The following is a 16,962-nucleotide window of genomic DNA, read 5'->3' on the forward strand; positions in this document are numbered from 1 at the left end:
CCTGCGGGCGCCTTTTTTAATAATGGCTGGTTCAATTTGCGTTGCCTAATAATCTTTAAAACAGGAAAGTAATAATTATCCGGACAATTATTCCGGCGCTGCGTTTATTTTATCCTTTTGCGGCTGGCTTTATTTAAGACAGTGATTAAATTTTTGCAATAATGCTGCAACTAATTCATACCTGAATAACAGGCTAATTTTTGATTATCGCGGCGGGATATTTTCGGGCGCCGCAGTGAGGGAGAGTATGCGTATTCATCATCTGAACTGTGGTTGCATGTGCCCGCTGGGCGGGGCGCTGTTTGATGGCTTCAGTCGTGGCCCCTTTGCTGAACTGGTGTGTCACTGTCTGTTAATTGAAAGCGATCGCCACGGCCTGATTCTGGTGGATACCGGACTGGGAATTAATGATATGCGCTATCCGGAACGCCGGCTCTCTGGTTTTTTCCGACTGCTGAATAATATTCGTTACAGTGAGCAGATGAGCGCGCTGGCGCAAATTCAGCTGCTGGGTTTTCAGGCGGAAGATGTGCGTCATATTATTCTGACCCATCTCGATTTTGATCATGCAGGCGGCATCAGTGATTTTCCGGCAGCGCGGATCCATCTTCTGCAGCGCGAGCTTGATACGGTACGCAGCGGACGTGAGCAGAGCTGGCTGGCGCGTCAGCGCTTCCGGCCACAGCAGTGGACTGCGCACGATGGCTGGCGCGGCTACGCCAGCGAAGGTGAACGCTGGTTCGGGTTTGATGCGGTGAGAGCGATTGACGATCTCAGCGATGAGATCCTGCTGGTGCCGCTACCGGGGCACACCGCCGGACACGCAGGCGTGGCGATCCGCCACGGCGGTGGCTGGCTGCTGCATGGGGGGGACGCCTGGTTTTATCGCGGAGAGATGCATCACACCCGGCGCCACTGTACGCCGGGCCTGCGCGCTTATCAGCGGCTGATGTGCAGCGATCGCGAAGCGTGGCGTATCAATCAGCAGCGGCTGCGCGAACTCTCGCTGCAGCCCCAAAGCGGTGTGGCACTGTTTTGCAGCCACGATGCGCGCGAACTGGCACACTACCGGCCAAACTGTTAGCTTTTTTGCCCATTTTCTGCGCATTACCCTTTATCTTTACTAATATTTCTCTGGCGGCGTCGCGAAGCCTGTCGGCTCGCCGCCGTCTGAAAACTCTAAAGGGAGCGTGCCATGTTTCATACCTCGGGAAAGTCGGCGTTCGGCATTACGCTGTATGCCTTGCTGGAGCCACTGCCGCTGGGCTTTTTTTTTGCCGCCTGGCTGTTTGACATCCTCTATCTGCAGACCTTTGTGGTGATGTGGACCAAAGCCGCCAGCTGGCTGATTGTATTTGGTCTGCTGCTGGCTATTCTGCCGCGAATTATCAGCCTGATTCATCTGTTTCGCGGCGTCACTGCCGGTGAGAAAACGCATTTCTGGCTTTCGCTGCTGGCGGTGCTGGTGGCCATAGTTAACGCCTTTATCCATAGCCGTGATGCGTATGCGGTGGTGCCCATGGGCGTCACGCTGTCGACCATCGTGGTGGCGCTGCTGCTGATCGCCAACGTACAGCTGGCGCTGCGCGCGCGCCGTATCCCGGGAGGTCGTCCATGAAACTGCGCATTCTGAGTGCTGTCAGTCTTGCTGCGCTACTGAGCGCCTGCGACAGCGGATCTTCTCTCGATCCGCAAAAACAGACCGGACCCAATCCCGAGCTGCCTGAAGCGCAGAACTTTTTCATGCCGCCTATGCAGGTGCCGGAGGGGACGCCGTGGAAAACCGGCGAAACGCCGAAGGTGGCGGACGGGCTGAAGATAGAGCGGATCCCGGCGAAGCTGATGCACCCGCGCCAGCTCTACGTGCTGCCAAACGGAGATGTGCTGGTGGCTGAGGCCAACGGGGTAAAAAATCCGGTCACGGCGCCGAAGCAGCTTATTATGGGCCTTGTGCAGAAATCCTCAGGCAAAGGTGCGCCAGGCGGTAACCGCATCTCACTGCTGCGTAACGTCAACGGTAAATGGGAGCAGCATCTCTTTATCGAAAACCTGAATGCGCCCTTTGGTATGCAGCTGATTGGCAACACGCTTTATGTTGCCAATGCCGACAGCCTGGTGAAGTTCCCTTACCAGACCGGGCAGACGGAGATCCGTACCGCGCCTGAGGAGGTCACGGCGCTGCCGGGTGGCGAGCTTAACCACCACTGGACCAAGGCGCTGCTCGCCAGCCAGGATGGCAGTAAACTCTATGTCGGCGTCGGTTCTAACAGCAACATCACCGAAAACGGACTGGGTGCAGAGTATCAGCGCGCAGCGGTCTGGGAGGTGAATGCAGCCAGCGGGGCGAGCCGCATCTACGCCAGCGGCATTCGTAATCCTACCGGGCTGCAGTGGGAGCCGCAGAGCGGCAAGCTGTGGGCGATCGCGAATGAGCGCGATGAAATCGGGTCCGATCTGGTTCCTGACTATATGACTTCCGTGCAGGATAACGGCTTCTACGGCTGGCCGTGGAGCTATTTTGGCCAGCACGTGGATGACCGGGTCCGGCCGCAGCGGCCTGACATGGTGGCGAAAGCGATCAAGCCGGACTACGCCCTGAGCTCGCACGTTGCACCGCTCGGACTGCTGTTCTACGGCGCGGACAATATGCCGCAGTATCGCGGCGGCGCGTTTATCAGCGAGCACGGCAGCTGGAACCGGACGCCGCTTAATGGCTACAAAGTAGTATGGGTTAAATTTGAAAACGGCATGCCGGTCGGTAAGCCACAGCCGGTAGTCACCGGATTCCTGACGGACGATGAGAAGAACGTGCGTGGTCTGCCAGTGGGACTGGCAACGGATAATCAGGGTGGGGTACTGATAGCGGACGATGCGGGGGATGCGATCTGGCGCATCAGCGCGGCGCAGTAATTTTTACCGGTAAAAATAGAAAAGGATTTGGCTGGTTAGCCAAATCCTTTTTTTTGGTTCGCTTAAGCGGCGGGTAACCGCGCGGCGAACGGGGTGCTCAGCACTCCTCACACAGCGAATCATAAAATGTGACGGGAAATATTTCAAGTTTCAGGAAATTACTGTATGGTTATACAGTGTTGAGTGCGGGCGGAGTATCGTTGCTTTCTGATGACTCTCAGGGGCGCGGATAGTCAAATCCCGGCAGGTTCCAGGTGGTGCTGGCCTGTGGCTTTAGCAATGAGTGCCGCTCAGCGCTCCTCACAGATGTGCTCAGGCGGCCGGCGGGTAGGGTCAGGGCCCCGGCCGCTGAACGGCGCGCGCTCCTGTCAGAGGAGAAGGAAAGTGATGGAACTTGTACGATTACTCCTGGACATCGTCCGGATCATCCTGCAAATCATCGTTGCCCTTTTGCAACTGACCGGTCAGGCGCACTGACCGGAACTTGAAACAAGGCGGAGCTCACCCCTCCGCCTTTTTTCGTGGCCGCTCAGGCGGCCCGTGAAGGTGGACGCCAGGGCGCCATAAATGGCGCCCCTACAAAATGACGTTGGCGGCCGGTGCTGACGAAACGGCGGGGGCTGGCTGCAGGCGTTTCTCTGGCTGCAGCAATGTCATGGCCAGCATACTGACAAAGGCGATAACGGCAGTCACGGTAAACATGGCGTTATAGCCGTAATACTCCGCCAGCCAGCCGCACAGCATGGGTGAAATAATGGCGGCCAGGTTAGCAATTGCCAGCGTCATCCCGCTGAATGCACCCACCGACGCCTTTGGCGTAACGTCTATAACCACCGACCAGTAAACATTATTGACCAGCGCATTGAGTGCGTTTCCCAGCGTCATCAGGGCGATGATCGCGGCCGCCGAACCGGCAAACGGGATGGCCATAAAGCAGCAGGCGGTGGCGCAGAGCGTAATCGCCGCAAAGCCATTGCGGGCCAGCCGCAGATTTCCGGTTCGCGCCAGCAAACGATCGGCGAGGCGTCCGCCGAGCAGCACCGTCAGACAGGCTCCGCTCCACGGGATCATGGCGATATACCAGAGCGAGTGCAGGTCATAATGAAAATTATCCTGCAGATATTTTGGCAGCCAGGTGACCAGCGTAAAGGTGATATAGAGAAAACTGAAATAGCCCAGCGCATTACACACCAGCGTGCGGCTGGTGAAAAAGCGCCACCAGGGTAACGGGCGCTCATCATGCGCTTCAGCACGCTGCCCCTGTACAATAAGCGCACGCTCAGCGTCGTTCGCCGCCGGATGCCGCTGCGGCGTATCGGCGAAGTAGCGGGCAAACAGCAGCATCGCCAGCAGCGAAAAGACGCCAAGCAGGATAAACATCATGCGCCAGTCGTTGGTCAGCAGCAGCAGGCCAACCGCGATGGGGGCGGTCAGCAGCGAGCCTACCTGCGTACTCAGCAGGCCGATACCCAGCGCCATGCCGCGTTCATTATCCGGCGCCCAGTGCGCAATTGTCTTGTTCATCAGCGCGTAGGCAGGACCCTCGGCAAAGCCAAACAGTACGCGCAGCGCGGCGAACCCCATGATGGCGGAGCCGCCAAACAGCGCCACGCCAATTTCACCTGCCCAGGCCGTGGCGATCTCCAGCAGCGACCAGAGCACGCCGGCCATCAGCCACACTTTGCGCGTGCCAAACCGGTCGGCGAGAAAACCGCCGCAGAGCGAGCCAAACAGATAGCCAAAACCAAAGTCCCCCAGCACGGCGCCCAGCTCGACCTTACTGAAATGGAACTGCTGCGAAATGGCCTGCGCAGCGAAGGAGAGTGCACCGCGGTCAACGTAATTAATCAGCGCAATAAGGAACAATAATGAAAAGATACGGTAGCGGACAGCAGAGGCTTTCATGGCATAACTCCTGTGAAGAACACAGGAATGAGTAAGCAAAGGTAATGCCAGAATCTCTGAGCCGGGTCATATCAGCGCGAAGAGGGATAAAACCGGGCAGAACAGCAAGCACTTTATGCTTCGGGAAACGTAAAGGTTGCTGCGCTGCACCAGACTGGATGCTTAAGCGTGCATTGAGGGTGCAGAATTACACCACGGGCTGCTGCAGGATCACGCCATTCACCATCGGCTCCTGAGGTAATCCGACATGCAGTAAAATCTGACCACGATAGTGCTCATCCGTGTCGTGCTGATCGTCGCTCAGCAACACGCCCGCTTCATTGACATTCTTGCCCGCAATTTCCGTTTTGGTACGCGCCGCACTGCGCATCCACTCATATTCAATATCGATATGCCCGGTATCAATACAGCGGATCCCCTGCTGACTGAGATCGTAAGCCAGCACGGTCGCCGTCGGACCCAGCGAAATCAGCACTAAGTCATACTCGCGGGCATGCGCCAGCACACTGGTATAGAGCTGGTTATAGACTGAAAATGCATTACGGTTTAGCGTGGTAATACGCTTTATTTCGCGTGCGCCGTCCATTAAATCGTTGCCGATACCCAGCCGGGTGCCGCTGCCTTCAACGATCAATATTTTTTTGTCGTAAAAAAGCTGTTTGAATTTAGCAAATACGCGGGTCGCCTGCTGTTTATCAATATAATCATGATAAGGACGCGTCACCGAAGTATTTCCATACTGATACGTTTTTTTTAATAAAGGCTCATAGCGGCGAAAGAAAAAGGCTTTATGAAAAAACCAGAACAGGGCTGAGCCAAAACGCATATTGCGGGTGGAGCGAAAAGCATCCGGCATGCAGAGCAGGCAGGGGTTATCGTCACGCGTACCGCGCCGCATGATCTCTTTCAGTCTGATAGAAAGACGCTCATCAAATGACTGAAAGCCAATATTTTTAAACAGTGTCATCTCCAGTTCTCCATCCCCATACCGGCATACGGATAACCTGTCGTTACTGAGCAGCAAATCGATCGTCTGTTCAGGTGACATCACCTGATATTGCCGCGCATGTGCCTGGGCAACCGGGAATTTTAACGCTGCGTGTGTAAATTTAAATGGAAACCGTATTTTACGATAAAGGGAATCTGCGCTGATCATAATAACCTTCTTTTTATCTGCGGATCTGCTATAGAGCAGTCAGGTGATTTATATCACTCTTCCTGAAAAAACAGAGGCTGAGGAAATTCCCAAACTGAAATCACGCTGCATTATTTAATGATTAAACCCCAGCTCAACGTAAAACCAATCGGAAGAATTGTCAGGCGTAGCGGCAAATTAAATGGCAGCAGGCAATTTACGCCAGGATAATTCGTATACCGGCTGCGCGGACCCGTTAATCAATTTCATCAAAGCGTGCTGCAGGCCCTATTGCCCCTCATTTAAGCCATTCAGCGAGCCTGACGGTAATCATTTTTATGATGCCGGGCCTGTTATCGTGCACGCGCTCACGCCATCTGTTATGCCAGTGAGTTAGCAAAAGGTGCGCAATCGCTGCGGCAATGATTAATTAAATCTATCAAAATTAAACGTGATTTCAGTCACATGGTGAGCCTGCCGCTGACGGCAAGCCTTAAGCAACGCTTGATTCATTAGCGGATCTGACAACACATAAACTCACGGGTTCTTACACAGTGCTTACATAAGTTAATATTTTGTTGGAATTGCTGCGATGTCGTAACGGCATAAATTAATGAACAAAACTGAGGGATTGGCATGATAACAAAACTCACCAGTATCGTAATGGCGATACTGGTGATAGCGCTGCTCTATATGGGTGGTCAGCTGTTACTCAATGGAGGCAGCGCGTTCTACGCGATGATGGGGGCAGGATTACTGCTGACGGCTGTTTTACTGTTCCGCAAACAGCGCAGTGCGCTGACGCTCTATGCGGTACTGATGTGGATCACGCTGGCGTGGATCGTCTGGGAAGCGGGATTTGATAAGTGGCAGTGGATCCCGCGCGGCGACCTGTTTGGCGTGATCGGCCTGTGGCTGGCGATGCCGTGGGTTGTCAGGCCGCTTACCCGCGGCGAACGCCGTTTTCATCCGCTGCTCGGCGGCACCGTGGCGATTATGGTGCTGGTCGTCATCGGTCTCTGTTTTTACGATCCGCTGCCGCAGGCCGGTACCATCACCAATGCACGCGAGCCGGTAAACGAGCCTGGCGCAGAAAATGAGTGGGCTGCCTATGGCGGTACGCCAGCGGGGCAACGCTTCTCAGCGCTGAAACAGATCAGCAAAGCGAACGTCAGTAACCTTGAAGTCGCCTGGGAGTATCATACCGGTGATATGCGTCAGGAGAGCGATGCCACCGAGTATACGTTTGAGGCGACGCCGCTGAAAGCCAACGATATGCTCTATCTCTGCACGCCGCATAATGAAGTCCACGCGCTCAATCCGGAAAGCGGGGCGGTGAAATGGAAATATACGCCGGAGAAAAACCGCTCTTATCTTCAGCAGCATCAGACATGCCGCGGCGTCAGCTACTACGCCGCACCGGTTGCACAAACCAGCAGCAGTGCGCCTGCGCTTTGCCGTAAGCGTATCTTCAACGCCACCACCGATGCGCGCCTGATTGCGCTGGATGCCGACAGCGGCAAGCGCTGCCCTGATTTTGGCCGCGATGGCGTGGTGGATCTGCGCGCAAACATGGGTGAGATCCGCCCGCACGCGCTGATGCAGACGTCTGCTCCGCTGGTGGCCGGTAATCTGGTGATCGTGGGTGGATCGGTCATGGATAACGGCTTTGAGAAAGGCAATCCTTCCGGCGTCATTCGTGCCTATGACGCGCAGAGTGGCCGCCTGGTGTGGAATTTCGATCCGGCCACGCCGGATGTGACCGCGTCGATTGCCGCAGATAAGCGCTATCCGCAGGATACGCCGGTTGCCTGGGCAACGCTGAGCGCCGATGTCAAAAATGGCCTGGTCTACGTTCCCTTTGGTAATGCATCACCGGATGAAGTGGGGATTGAACGCGACGCTGACAGTAACACCGAGAAGTTCCGCGACACGCTGGTGGCGCTGGATCTGCAGACCGGTGCGTTTAAGTGGCGCTATCAGAGCTCGCACCACGATTTGTGGGATCGCGATAACCCGTCACAGCCTTCACTGCTGGATATCGATTATCAGGGCCAGAAGCAGCCGGTAGTGATCCTGCCGACCAAAACCGGCAACCTGTTTGTGCTGAATCGTCTGACCGGCCAGCCGGTTTATCCGGTGAACGAAGTGAAAGTCTCGACTGAAGGCGGCGTTCCCGGCGAAAAATTTGCCGCCACGCAGCCGGTCTCCAGCCTGAACTTTATTCCGCAGGCGCTGACGGAAAAATCGATGTGGGGCATTACGCCGTTTGACCAGATCGCCTGCCGGATCGATTTTCATCGTCTGCGTTATGATGGCAATCCGTGGACGCCAGCTACCGAGGCGGGCACGCTGGTGTTCCCGGGCAATATTGGCGTCTTTAACTGGGGATCCGTCGCGGTCGATCCGGAGCGCCAGATGCTGATCGCTGCGCCGGTACGCCTGGCGTATAAATATAATCTGATCAAGCGCACGCCGCAGACGGCGACCGAGCGCCTGTTCACCAAAGATGGTCAGCCTTACTGGAATGAAAACTTTCACGGCGACTATGCGATCCACATTCAGCAGCTCGCGTCGGGTCTGGGTATTCCCTGCATTGCACCGCCGTGGGGCCGCCTGGTGGGGGTTGATCTGAAAACCGGGAAAACGGAGTGGCTGCGTCGTATCGGCACCACGAAGAACCTGAAAACCACTTTCCTGCCAGGCCGCTTCCCGCTGGGATTCCCGATGGGGATGGTGGCACACGGTGGGCCGCTGCTGACCGCTGGCGATCTGGTGTTCCACGGTGCTACGGCAGATAACTTCTTCCGCGCCTATGACAGCACCACCGGCGAGCTGTTGTGGCAGACCGAACTCAGCGCAGGCGCACAGGCCACGCCGTCAACCTATATGGGTAAAGATGGCAAGCAGTATGTAGTAATCGCGGCGGGGGGGCACGGATCGCTCGGCACCAAAGCGGGCGACAGCATGGTGGCGTTTCGTCTGAAGTAAAGAAGGACGTATCACACCAGGGTTAACCAGCGTCCCGCCGCCCGGCGGGACGCTGCATCAGAGATTACGCTTTCGCACGTTCACTCTGCACTTTCTGCGCAATACGATCGCCAATAGTTTTGTCGATATTACGCCAGTAGGTGAAAGCGCGCGACAGCACCGGCTCCTCCACGCCGTTAAGCAGGTGACCGGCAACGTTGTTTACCAGACGATCGCGTGCGGCATCATCCATCACTTTATTCACCAGCTGATTCGCCTGGCCGAAATCATCGTCATCTTTGCGCAGCGTATAAGGTGAACGCACCATATCGCCCTGCGACTGCCAGGTGGAATCGGTAGGGTAGCGCTCGCCATCGGCCACCGGACCACCTTTGGAGTTAGGCGCATAGACCGGATCGGAGACCGGATTAATGCGCATCGCACCATCTTTGCTGTAGCTGTTGACCGGCGCCTGCGGCGCGTTCACCGGGATCTGCTTATAGTTAACGCCAAGACGTGCACGGTGCGCATCTGCATAGGCGAAAATACGGCCCATCAGCATTTTGTCCGGGCTCAGGCCGATACCGGGAACCAGGTTATTCGGCTCAAACGCCGCCTGTTCAATCTGGGCATGGTTATCGGTGGGGTTGCGATCCAGCGTCAGTTTACCGACTTTGATCAGCGGATAGTCGTCGTGCGGCCAGACTTTGGTCAGATCAAACGGGTTGTAGCGGTAGCTGTCCGCTTCTGCAAACGGCATGATCTGCATATAGAGCGTCCAGCTCGGAAAATTGCCTTCTTTGATAGAATTAAACAGGTCGCGCGTATGGTAGTCGCCATCCTGACCGGCCAGCGTGTCGGCATTCTCCTGCGTCAGGAACTCAATGCCCTGATCGGTTTTAAAATGATATTTCACCCAGAACTTTTCACCAGCGGCGTTAACCCACATATAGGTATGGCTGGAGTAGCCGTTCATGTGGCGCCAGCTTTTCGGAATGCCGCGGTCGCCCATCAGCCAGGTCACCTGGTGCGCAGATTCGGGTGAGAGGGTCCAGAAATCCCACTGCATATCGTTATCGCGCAGGTTGTTATCCGCCCGGCGCTTCTGCGAGCGGATAAAGTGCTGAAACTTCATCGGGTCGCGGATAAAAAACACCGGCGTGTTATTGCCCACCATGTCGTAGTTGCCTTCGGTGGTGTAAAACTTGATAGAGAAGCCGCGCGGATCGCGCCAGGTATCCGGGCTGCCGCGTTCACCGGCTACGGTGGAGAAGCGCATCACCACATCAGTGCGGGTCCCGGGCTGGAAAACGGCGGCTTTGGTATAGCGGCTGACATCTTCTGTCACTTCAAAATGGCCAAATGCGCCGCTGCCTTTTGCATGGGGCTGACGCTCCGGAATACGCTCGCGGTTAAAGTTGGCCATCTGTTCAATCAGATAGTGATCGTGCAGCACCAGCGGACCATCAGGCCCGACCGACAGGGAGTGTTCATCGCTGGCTACCGGAATGCCCGCATCCGTGGTGGTCGGTTTGCGATTATCACTGCTCATAATATCTCCAGATTTTGTAAGGGTAATCTCAGCCTTTAAGCGTAGCAGCATGCGCTGCGCTTGCCTGATTAGTTACGCAATCTGAAGCGAGCGCCACTCACCCTGTCCGGAACACCCCGCGCGCCGGGCAGAAGGGGCGATCAGCGCTGCGCCGCGTGCTCGTAAAAATCTATCTTTTCTACTTTTGCCGCAGAACCGCCCCCCTCAAACTCCGCCGCCAGCCACGCATTCACAATATTTTTTGCCAGCTCCGGACCCACCACGCGCGCGCCCAGCGTCATGATCTGGGCATTATTGCTTTTACGCGCCCGCTCGGCAGAGAAAGTGTCGTGACACTGCGCTGCCCGCACGCCGGGCACTTTATTGGCCACGATGGCTACGCCAATACCGGTGCCGCAGAGCAGGATGCCGCGCGCAAACTCCTGCCGCTGAATCGCGGTCGCCAGCGCCCAGGCAACATCCGGGTACATAGGGCGGGCGTTATCAGCATCGTTGGTAAAATCTGTCACGGTATAACCCTGCGTTTCCAGCAGCGTCTTAATGATATTTTTCAGATCGACAGCCGCATCATCAGCACCGATTGCAATCGTTTTCATAGCGGTTCTCCGGTAAAGAAAAAGGGCCTGCATCCAGGCGTGGATCACAGCGTGCCACAGGGTTAAACATTTGTTCAATGCATGTTCATTTGTAATATGGTGGTTTTGTGAGCGCGATCGCGATAGATGAGTCAGGTGGCAGGTTTTAAGGCGCGACAGGGCCTTGCGCCAGGTCACAGATCCTCTAAACGCGCATTGAAACAGGTTCATTAATTCATTTACTGTTCATATGAACAAATGACCATCAGGGTCAGGGCGCGCTATAACCGGGAGCTGCATGATGTCTCAGCCACAACGCTTACTTGGTGTCAGTCTCAAAATGTACTTTGGCTATCAGCAAACGCTGGCGTGGTGCCGCGAGGTCGCCAGCCTGGCCGATCACCCGGCGATCAGAAGCGGCAGGGTCGGCCTGTTTATCCTGCCCGCCTATCCGGCGATCCCTGCCGTAGCGGAGATCTTCGCGGGCACGCCGGTACGCATTGGCGGACAGGATGTTTGCCAGGCGGAAAATGGCGCCTGGACCGGTGAAGTCAGCGCCAGCATGCTGCAGGAGCTGGGCTGTTCGCTGGCTGAAATCGGTCATGCGGAGCGGCGGCGACACTTCCGCGAGGATGCGGCGCAGATTGCCGCCAAAGTGGCGATATCGCTACAGCACGGGCTGACGCCGGTGCTCTGTATTGGCGAGTCGGAGCAGGGCACGCCCGCGGAGGCGATTGCGCTCTGTGCCGCAGAGCTTAACGATGCGCTGGCGCAGGCGGCGGCGCATCGCCTGCGGGGCGAGATTCTGTTTGCCTATGAACCCCAGTGGGCCATTGGCGCGCCGCAGCCGGCCCCCGACAGCTATATTCGTACCGTCTGCGCCGGGCTGCGGACGCTGCCGCTGCCCGCCGGTATTACGCTGAAGGTGATATACGGCGGCAGCGCCGGACCGGGTCTGATCCAGCGGCTGGGCAGTGATGTGGATGGCCTGTTTCTTGGCCGCTTTGCTCACGACCCGCAGGCGCTGGCGCAGATTATTGAAGAGGCCAGCGCGCTCGCCGGTGGCAGAGCATAGCGGGGCGGCCGCGATGAGTGCTATAACTTACGGCTGCTTACGACCGCGTTACACAGGACAGAGAAGAGATGGAGAATACCACGCCGGGTCAGGATGCTGAGCTGCTGACCGAGATTGCCGTCGCCTACTATCAGGATGCCATCACGCAGGAGGAGATCGCGCGTAAATTTGGTATCTCGCGCATCAAGGTCGGGCGACTGCTTAAACGCGCGCGCGAAGAGGGCATTGTGGAAATCAGCGTGCGCTACCATCCGGTTTTCAGTACCCGGCTGGAGCAGCAGCTGCAGCGCTCTTTTCCGCGCCTGCAGCGGGCGCTGATTGCGCTGGATTCCGCCGACAGCGACGAGCAGCGCCGTCAGGTAGCCGCGCTGGTGTCTGCCCATCTGGCGCAGACGCTGAAAGATAACGCTATCGTCGCTGTCGGTCAGGGGCGTAACGTGGCGGCGGTGGCCGATCATCCGGGTCAGGTGCCCGACCGCAACTGCCTGTTTATCAGCGGTATTGGCGGCACGCACCGCCCGGGCGACGCCATCAACGCCGATCACATCAGCCGCCGGCTGGCAAAGAAGTTTGGCGGCAGCAGCGAAACGCTCTATGCCCCCGCCTACGTGGAGAACCGCGCGCTGCGCGACAGCTTTATGCAGAACGGTACGGTAAAAGAGACGCTGGATCGCGCGCGTAAAGCGGATGTGGCGCTGGTGGGGATCGGGGATATGAATGAGAACAGCTACATGGTGAAGCTGGGCTGGTTTACCCCGCGTGAAATTATCGACGCCAGCGTTAATCAGGGTGTGACCGGTGATATTGCCGGCTATGACTTTTTCAACGCCCGCGGTGAAGCGGTGGAGACGGTCATGAATGAGCGCGTGATCGGGCTGAGCATTGATGAGCTGCGCCGGATCCCGTGCGTGATCGCGATAGCCGCAGAGAATACCAAGGCGATGGCGATACTCGGGGCGCTGCGCACCGGGGCCATCGATATCATCGCGACCTCGGCGCAGAATATCCGCACGGTGCTGAGCCTGGTACAGGCGCGCTAAAGCGCGCTTTAGCGTATCTGAACGCGCCGGATTGCAATCTCTTCGGCGCGCTGCAGCAGCAGCTGCAGATCGTCCTCATCAATATCCAGCAGGGGCCCGCTCTCCAGCGCCTGATGCAGGTCGTCGCGCGTGAGCGGAACCGGCATCGCCACCGGCTGCGGTTTCGCCTCGGCGGCCGCCAGCGGATGAGGATAGCGGCGTCCGGCGAGGTTATTAAATACGATCGCCAGCAGCGCGAGGCAGACAGAGTTAAGCATCACCGGCGTCAGCACAAAGTGGTAGCCGAGCTGCGCCACGCTGCCGCCGCCGAGAATCGCCGTCAGCGCCACCGCGCCGCTGGGCGGGTGCAGACAGCGCAGCTGAAACATCACCGCAATAGCGAGACAGGCGGCTACTCCGCACGCCAGTGCCGGCTGCGGGATCAGCAGTGCCGTGGTCACGCCAATAACGCCGGCAACGAGGTTACCGCCAATAATCGACCACGGCTGCGCCAGCGGGCTATTGGGCAGGCCAAACAGCAGCACCGCAGACGCTCCCATTGGCGCGACAAACCACAGGTTTACCGCACCCAGCATCCAGTGGCTGATGAGACTCGTCAGCATAAGGCCCAGCCCGGCTCCGAGGCTGGCCAGCAGGCGCTGTCTGCGCGCCACGGGCAGGGGATGTGGCCAGAAGCGGGCCAGAAACAGGCGCAGCGAGGCCAGTCGGCTCGCCGGTTGCGGTTGTGTCATAGAAAATCCGTGAGAAGCCAGAAACAGTGGCCGGGGATTGTCGCCTGGCGTCTGACGCTAAACAACCCTGCAGTCTGCAGGGATTTATGCGCGTACGCGGAAGGTGCGACAGCCTTACGCAACGGCGGCAGTTGAGGTATAGTCCGTTTTTTTTCGGAGGAACCATGCTGCCTGACTTATCTACCCGCCTGAACAAATACATCAGCGAGAGCGGAATCTGCTCGCGCCGCGATGCCGATCGCTATATCGAACAGGGCAACGTATTTATTAACGGTAAACGCGCCGCCGTCGGTGCTCAGGTGTACGCCGGAGATGAGGTCAGGGTGAATGGCCAGCTGATTGAGCCGCGTGACGCCGACGATCTGGTGCTGATTGCGCTTAACAAACCCACCGGCATTGTTACCACCATGGAAGAGGGTGAGCGCGACAATATCGGCGACTTTGTGAACCACAGCAAGCGCGTGTTTCCTATCGGCCGGCTGGATAAAGATTCGCAGGGGTTAATTTTCCTCACCAACCACGGCGATCTGGTTAACAAAATTCTGCGCGCCGGTAATAACCACGAAAAAGAGTATGTGGTGACGGTTGATAAACCGATCACTGATGAATTTATCGCGGGCATGGCGGGTGGCGTGCCGATGCTGGGCACGGTAACAAAAAAGTGCAAAGTTAAAAAAGAGTCGACGTTTGTGTTCCGCATTATTCTGGTGCAGGGGCTCAATCGCCAGATCCGCCGCATGACCAAACACTTTGGCTATGAGGTGACGAAGCTTGAGCGTACGCGCATCATGAACGTCAGCCTGAAGGGGATTCCGCTCGGCGAGTGGCGCGATCTGACCGATGATGAACTGATCGATCTGTTTAAGCTGATTGAGGATTCGTCATCAGAAGATACTAAAACCCGGCAGGCGCAGGCGAAGAAAAAAACGGCGTCACCGGCGAAAAAAGCGCCCGCTGCGGCTGCAAAGCAGGGCGATAAAGCGGGGGGCCAGGGCGCGAACCGCAAACGCTTTACCCAGCCCGGCCGCAAAAAAAAGGGGCGTTAAGCCCCGGATTATCCGCCCGGCCTGCGGGCGGATCGGATTATTTATCGGTGCCAAACCCCTGTTTATGGAGCGCCACCAGCACGTGCGGGAAGTAAATGTGCTGGTAGTAGCCGCTGACGCTGTCGCTCCAGCTCTCGCCATCGCTGCGGCCGGTAGTTTGCCAGTGCTGCACCAGCTGCGCGTTGTAATCAGCGATATGCTGCGGCAGATCCGCCTGCTGATAACGCTCTTCGTGGCGGAAAGTCGGCAGCGGCAGACGCGGCTTCTGGTGCGCAGGCTGGTCGACGTGGCCGATGACCACCCCGGCAACCGGGAAGGTATAGTCGGGCAGATCCAGCAGCGCGATCATCGCTTCCGGATCGCGGCGGATGCCGCCAATCGGCACAATACCCAGCCCCTCAGCCCGCGCGGCGGCCATGACCGATCCCAGCGCAATGCCCACATCGGTGGCGCCGGAGACCACGCTTTCAATACTCTGCTGCGCAATCTGCTCACGGCCGCTGGCTTCTATCGCCAGGCGCGACTTATGCATATCCAGGACAAAGGTCAGAAACACGGGCGCTTTCGCGATCCACGGCTGCCCGCCGGCAATGGCGGCAATCTGCTGGCGCTGCGCGGCGTCGCGGGTGACGACGACGGATACCTGCTGGGAGTTGACCGAGGTAGGCGCGTAGTACGCCGCTGAAATAATTCGCTCAAGTACCGCATCCTCTACGGGCTGATCGGTATAGCTGCGCTCACTCTTATGCTGAGCGAAAAGATCGATAATGGAACTCATGCTGCCTCCTGTTGTGGGGGAGAGAGCGTAGCAGGCCGGGTAGCGGTGCGTTTTACCGTTATTGCCGTGAGGTAAAACCGGGTGCCGTGGCGGCACCCGGGCGGGAGGTATCAGCTGACTTTCACCACGGTTTTACCGAAGTTTTTGCCATTGAGCATATCGAAGAACGCCTGCGGTGCATTCTCCAGCCCCTCAATCACATGCTCGCGATAGTGCACCTTCTCCTGCTCAACCAGCGGCGTCATCGCTTTCAGAAACTCAGGATAGCGGTCGCCGTAGTCCTGGAAGATGATAAAGCCCTGCATGCGGATACGGCGTTTCAGGATCCCCGCCATGATCAGCGGCGTGCGGTCAGGTCCCGACGGCAGGTCGCGGCTGCTGTAGCCCGAGACGAGGCCGCAGACCGGAACGCGGGCAGCGGTGTTCAGCAGCGGGAATACCGCGTCAAACACTTTACCGCCGACGTTCTCGTAATAGATATCGATACCGTCCGGGCAGGCCGCAGCCAGCTGGTCGGCAAAGTCATCACTGTGGTGATTGATACAGGCGGAGAAGCCGAGCTTTTCAATCGCATAGCGGCACTTCTCTTCACCCCCGGCGACGCCCACCACGCGGCAGCCGTTAAGCTTGCCCAGCTGGCCCACGGTCGCGCCGACCGGACCGGTCGCCGCCGCCACTACCAGCGTTTCGCCCTTTTTAGGCTGACCAATGTCCATCAGCCCCATATAGGCGGTGAAACCGGGCATGCCGAGAATGCCGAGCGCCCAGGAGGGGTGAGCCAGCTCGCCGAGCTTTGCCACGCCTTCGCCATCAGAAACCGCATAGGTCTGCCAGCCGCTCTGGGCCAGCACCCAGTCGCCCGCTTTAAAATCGCTGTGCTTTGATGACTCAACCTGACACACCGTGCCGCCAACCATCGGCTGGTCGAGTTCCGCCGGCGGCGCATAGGATTTACCGTCATCCATGCGGCCACGCATATAGGGATCCAGCGACAGCCACACCGTGCGCAGCAGCATCTCACCCTCTTTGATCTCCGGCACCGGTTGTTCCACCAGCCGGAAGTTCTCTTTTACCGGTTCGCCCTCGGGACGGGAAGCCAGCAGCCAGGCCTGGTTTGATACAGCGTGTTGCGACATAGTTACCTCTCTTATGACAAACGGGTGAGGCAAGTGTAGCTGAGGATAAGCGCACTGCCGTTAGCGGATATTGCGCGACCGGTCTGCCGCAATAGTTTGTCACTCATTC

Annotated in this window: 14 protein-coding genes; 7 read left to right on the forward strand and 7 right to left on the reverse strand. The window is 57.5% G+C overall.

What is annotated here, in order from left to right; translation table 11 throughout:
- Window positions 1-247: 247 nt before the first annotated feature.
- From LAC65_RS07300 to LAC65_RS07310, 3 genes are all read left to right on the forward strand, one after another.
- The gene (locus LAC65_RS07300) at window positions 248-1,084 is read left to right on the forward strand and encodes an MBL fold metallo-hydrolase (protein WP_039384312.1); all 837 of its coding nucleotides are present in this window, start codon (window positions 248-250) and stop codon (window positions 1,082-1,084) included.
- A 111-nt stretch (window positions 1,085-1,195) separates the two neighbouring features.
- Window positions 1,196-1,618, forward strand: coding sequence for a DUF2231 domain-containing protein (locus LAC65_RS07305; RefSeq protein WP_039384314.1), 423 nt, complete (start codon window positions 1,196-1,198; stop codon window positions 1,616-1,618).
- Window positions 1,615-2,910: a PQQ-dependent sugar dehydrogenase gene (locus LAC65_RS07310; RefSeq protein ID WP_039384315.1), complete on the forward strand. Its 1,296-nt coding sequence runs from the start codon at window positions 1,615-1,617 to the stop codon at window positions 2,908-2,910. Before LAC65_RS07305 ends, LAC65_RS07310 begins: the two co-directional genes overlap by 4 nt.
- Before the next feature lie 576 nt (window positions 2,911-3,486).
- Here the strand turns inward: LAC65_RS07310 and LAC65_RS07315 are convergent.
- Both LAC65_RS07315 and LAC65_RS07320 read right to left on the reverse strand, forming a co-directional pair.
- Window positions 3,487-4,815: an MFS transporter gene (locus tag LAC65_RS07315; protein WP_052246487.1), complete on the reverse strand. Its 1,329-nt coding sequence runs from the start codon at window positions 4,813-4,815 to the stop codon at window positions 3,487-3,489.
- Window positions 4,816-5,002: 187 nt separating this feature from the next.
- Window positions 5,003-5,971, reverse strand: coding sequence for a GT-D fold domain-containing glycosyltransferase (locus tag LAC65_RS07320; protein ID WP_039384317.1), 969 nt, complete (start codon window positions 5,969-5,971; stop codon window positions 5,003-5,005).
- Between the two features lie 615 nt (window positions 5,972-6,586).
- Here LAC65_RS07320 and LAC65_RS07325 point away from each other — a divergent pair.
- Window positions 6,587-8,941, forward strand: a complete 2,355-nt coding sequence (locus LAC65_RS07325; RefSeq protein ID WP_039384319.1) for a membrane-bound PQQ-dependent dehydrogenase, glucose/quinate/shikimate family — start codon at window positions 6,587-6,589, stop codon at window positions 8,939-8,941.
- Window positions 8,942-9,005: 64 nt separating this feature from the next.
- Here LAC65_RS07325 and LAC65_RS07330 read toward each other — a convergent pair whose 3' ends face one another.
- Both LAC65_RS07330 and LAC65_RS07335 read right to left on the reverse strand, forming a co-directional pair.
- On the reverse strand, window positions 9,006-10,472 hold the full coding sequence (locus LAC65_RS07330) for a catalase (protein WP_039384321.1): 1,467 nt from the start codon (window positions 10,470-10,472) through the stop codon (window positions 9,006-9,008).
- Between the two features lie 140 nt (window positions 10,473-10,612).
- Window positions 10,613-11,068 carry an RpiB/LacA/LacB family sugar-phosphate isomerase gene (locus tag LAC65_RS07335; RefSeq protein WP_039384323.1) on the reverse strand — a complete coding sequence of 152 codons (456 nt, stop codon included), beginning with the start codon at window positions 11,066-11,068 and terminating at the stop codon, window positions 10,613-10,615.
- Between the two features lie 280 nt (window positions 11,069-11,348).
- On the opposite strand from LAC65_RS07335, the gene LAC65_RS07340 reads away from it, so the two are divergent.
- Both LAC65_RS07340 and LAC65_RS07345 read left to right on the forward strand, forming a co-directional pair.
- Complete coding sequence (locus LAC65_RS07340; RefSeq protein WP_039385861.1) at window positions 11,349-12,122, forward strand: triose-phosphate isomerase family protein; 774 nt, start codon at window positions 11,349-11,351, stop codon at window positions 12,120-12,122.
- 68 nt (window positions 12,123-12,190) lie between these two features.
- Complete coding sequence (locus LAC65_RS07345; RefSeq protein WP_039384324.1) at window positions 12,191-13,162, forward strand: sugar-binding transcriptional regulator; 972 nt, start codon at window positions 12,191-12,193, stop codon at window positions 13,160-13,162.
- Between the two features lie 8 nt (window positions 13,163-13,170).
- Here the strand turns inward: LAC65_RS07345 and LAC65_RS07350 are convergent, their stop codons facing one another.
- Window positions 13,171-13,893, reverse strand: a complete 723-nt coding sequence (locus LAC65_RS07350) for an HPP family protein (protein ID WP_039384326.1) — start codon at window positions 13,891-13,893, stop codon at window positions 13,171-13,173.
- Between the two features lie 164 nt (window positions 13,894-14,057).
- On the opposite strand from LAC65_RS07350, the gene rluF reads away from it, so the two are divergent.
- The gene (gene rluF, locus LAC65_RS07355) at window positions 14,058-14,939 is read left to right on the forward strand and encodes a 23S rRNA pseudouridine(2604) synthase RluF (protein ID WP_039384328.1); all 882 of its coding nucleotides are present in this window, start codon (window positions 14,058-14,060) and stop codon (window positions 14,937-14,939) included.
- A 37-nt stretch (window positions 14,940-14,976) separates the two neighbouring features.
- On the opposite strand, the gene LAC65_RS07360 is transcribed toward rluF, so the two are convergent.
- Both LAC65_RS07360 and LAC65_RS07365 read right to left on the reverse strand, forming a co-directional pair.
- The gene (locus LAC65_RS07360; protein ID WP_039384330.1) at window positions 14,977-15,717 is read right to left on the reverse strand and encodes a nitroreductase family protein; all 741 of its coding nucleotides are present in this window, start codon (window positions 15,715-15,717) and stop codon (window positions 14,977-14,979) included.
- Window positions 15,718-15,827: 110 nt separating this feature from the next.
- On the reverse strand, window positions 15,828-16,853 hold the full coding sequence (locus LAC65_RS07365; protein WP_039384332.1) for an NADP-dependent oxidoreductase: 1,026 nt from the start codon (window positions 16,851-16,853) through the stop codon (window positions 15,828-15,830).
- Window positions 16,854-16,962 lie beyond the last annotated feature (109 nt).

The organism is Pantoea eucrina, assembly GCF_020079945.1.
Classification (GTDB): domain Bacteria; phylum Pseudomonadota; class Gammaproteobacteria; order Enterobacterales; family Enterobacteriaceae; genus Pantoea; species Pantoea eucrina.

What these genes read in the sequence shown, in the direction of transcription:
- LAC65_RS07300 (WP_039384312.1), top strand. Translation starts at nt 248, where the DNA reads ATGCGTATTCATCATCTGAACTGTGGTTGCATGTGCCCGCTGGGCGGG.
- LAC65_RS07305 (WP_039384314.1), top strand. Translation starts at nt 1,196, where the DNA reads ATGTTTCATACCTCGGGAAAGTCGGCGTTCGGCATTACGCTGTATGCC.
- LAC65_RS07310 (WP_039384315.1), top strand. Translation starts at nt 1,615, where the DNA reads ATGAAACTGCGCATTCTGAGTGCTGTCAGTCTTGCTGCGCTACTGAGC.
- LAC65_RS07315 (WP_052246487.1), bottom strand. Translation starts at nt 4,815, where the DNA reads ATGAAAGCCTCTGCTGTCCGCTACCGTATCTTTTCATTATTGTTCCTT.
- LAC65_RS07320 (WP_039384317.1), bottom strand. Translation starts at nt 5,971, where the DNA reads ATGATCAGCGCAGATTCCCTTTATCGTAAAATACGGTTTCCATTTAAA.
- LAC65_RS07325 (WP_039384319.1), top strand. Translation starts at nt 6,587, where the DNA reads ATGATAACAAAACTCACCAGTATCGTAATGGCGATACTGGTGATAGCG.
- LAC65_RS07330 (WP_039384321.1), bottom strand. Translation starts at nt 10,472, where the DNA reads ATGAGCAGTGATAATCGCAAACCGACCACCACGGATGCGGGCATTCCG.
- LAC65_RS07335 (WP_039384323.1), bottom strand. Translation starts at nt 11,068, where the DNA reads ATGAAAACGATTGCAATCGGTGCTGATGATGCGGCTGTCGATCTGAAA.
- LAC65_RS07340 (WP_039385861.1), top strand. Translation starts at nt 11,349, where the DNA reads ATGTCTCAGCCACAACGCTTACTTGGTGTCAGTCTCAAAATGTACTTT.
- LAC65_RS07345 (WP_039384324.1), top strand. Translation starts at nt 12,191, where the DNA reads ATGGAGAATACCACGCCGGGTCAGGATGCTGAGCTGCTGACCGAGATT.
- LAC65_RS07350 (WP_039384326.1), bottom strand. Translation starts at nt 13,893, where the DNA reads ATGACACAACCGCAACCGGCGAGCCGACTGGCCTCGCTGCGCCTGTTT.
- rluF (WP_039384328.1), top strand. Translation starts at nt 14,058, where the DNA reads ATGCTGCCTGACTTATCTACCCGCCTGAACAAATACATCAGCGAGAGC.
- LAC65_RS07360 (WP_039384330.1), bottom strand. Translation starts at nt 15,717, where the DNA reads ATGAGTTCCATTATCGATCTTTTCGCTCAGCATAAGAGTGAGCGCAGC.
- LAC65_RS07365 (WP_039384332.1), bottom strand. Translation starts at nt 16,853, where the DNA reads ATGTCGCAACACGCTGTATCAAACCAGGCCTGGCTGCTGGCTTCCCGT.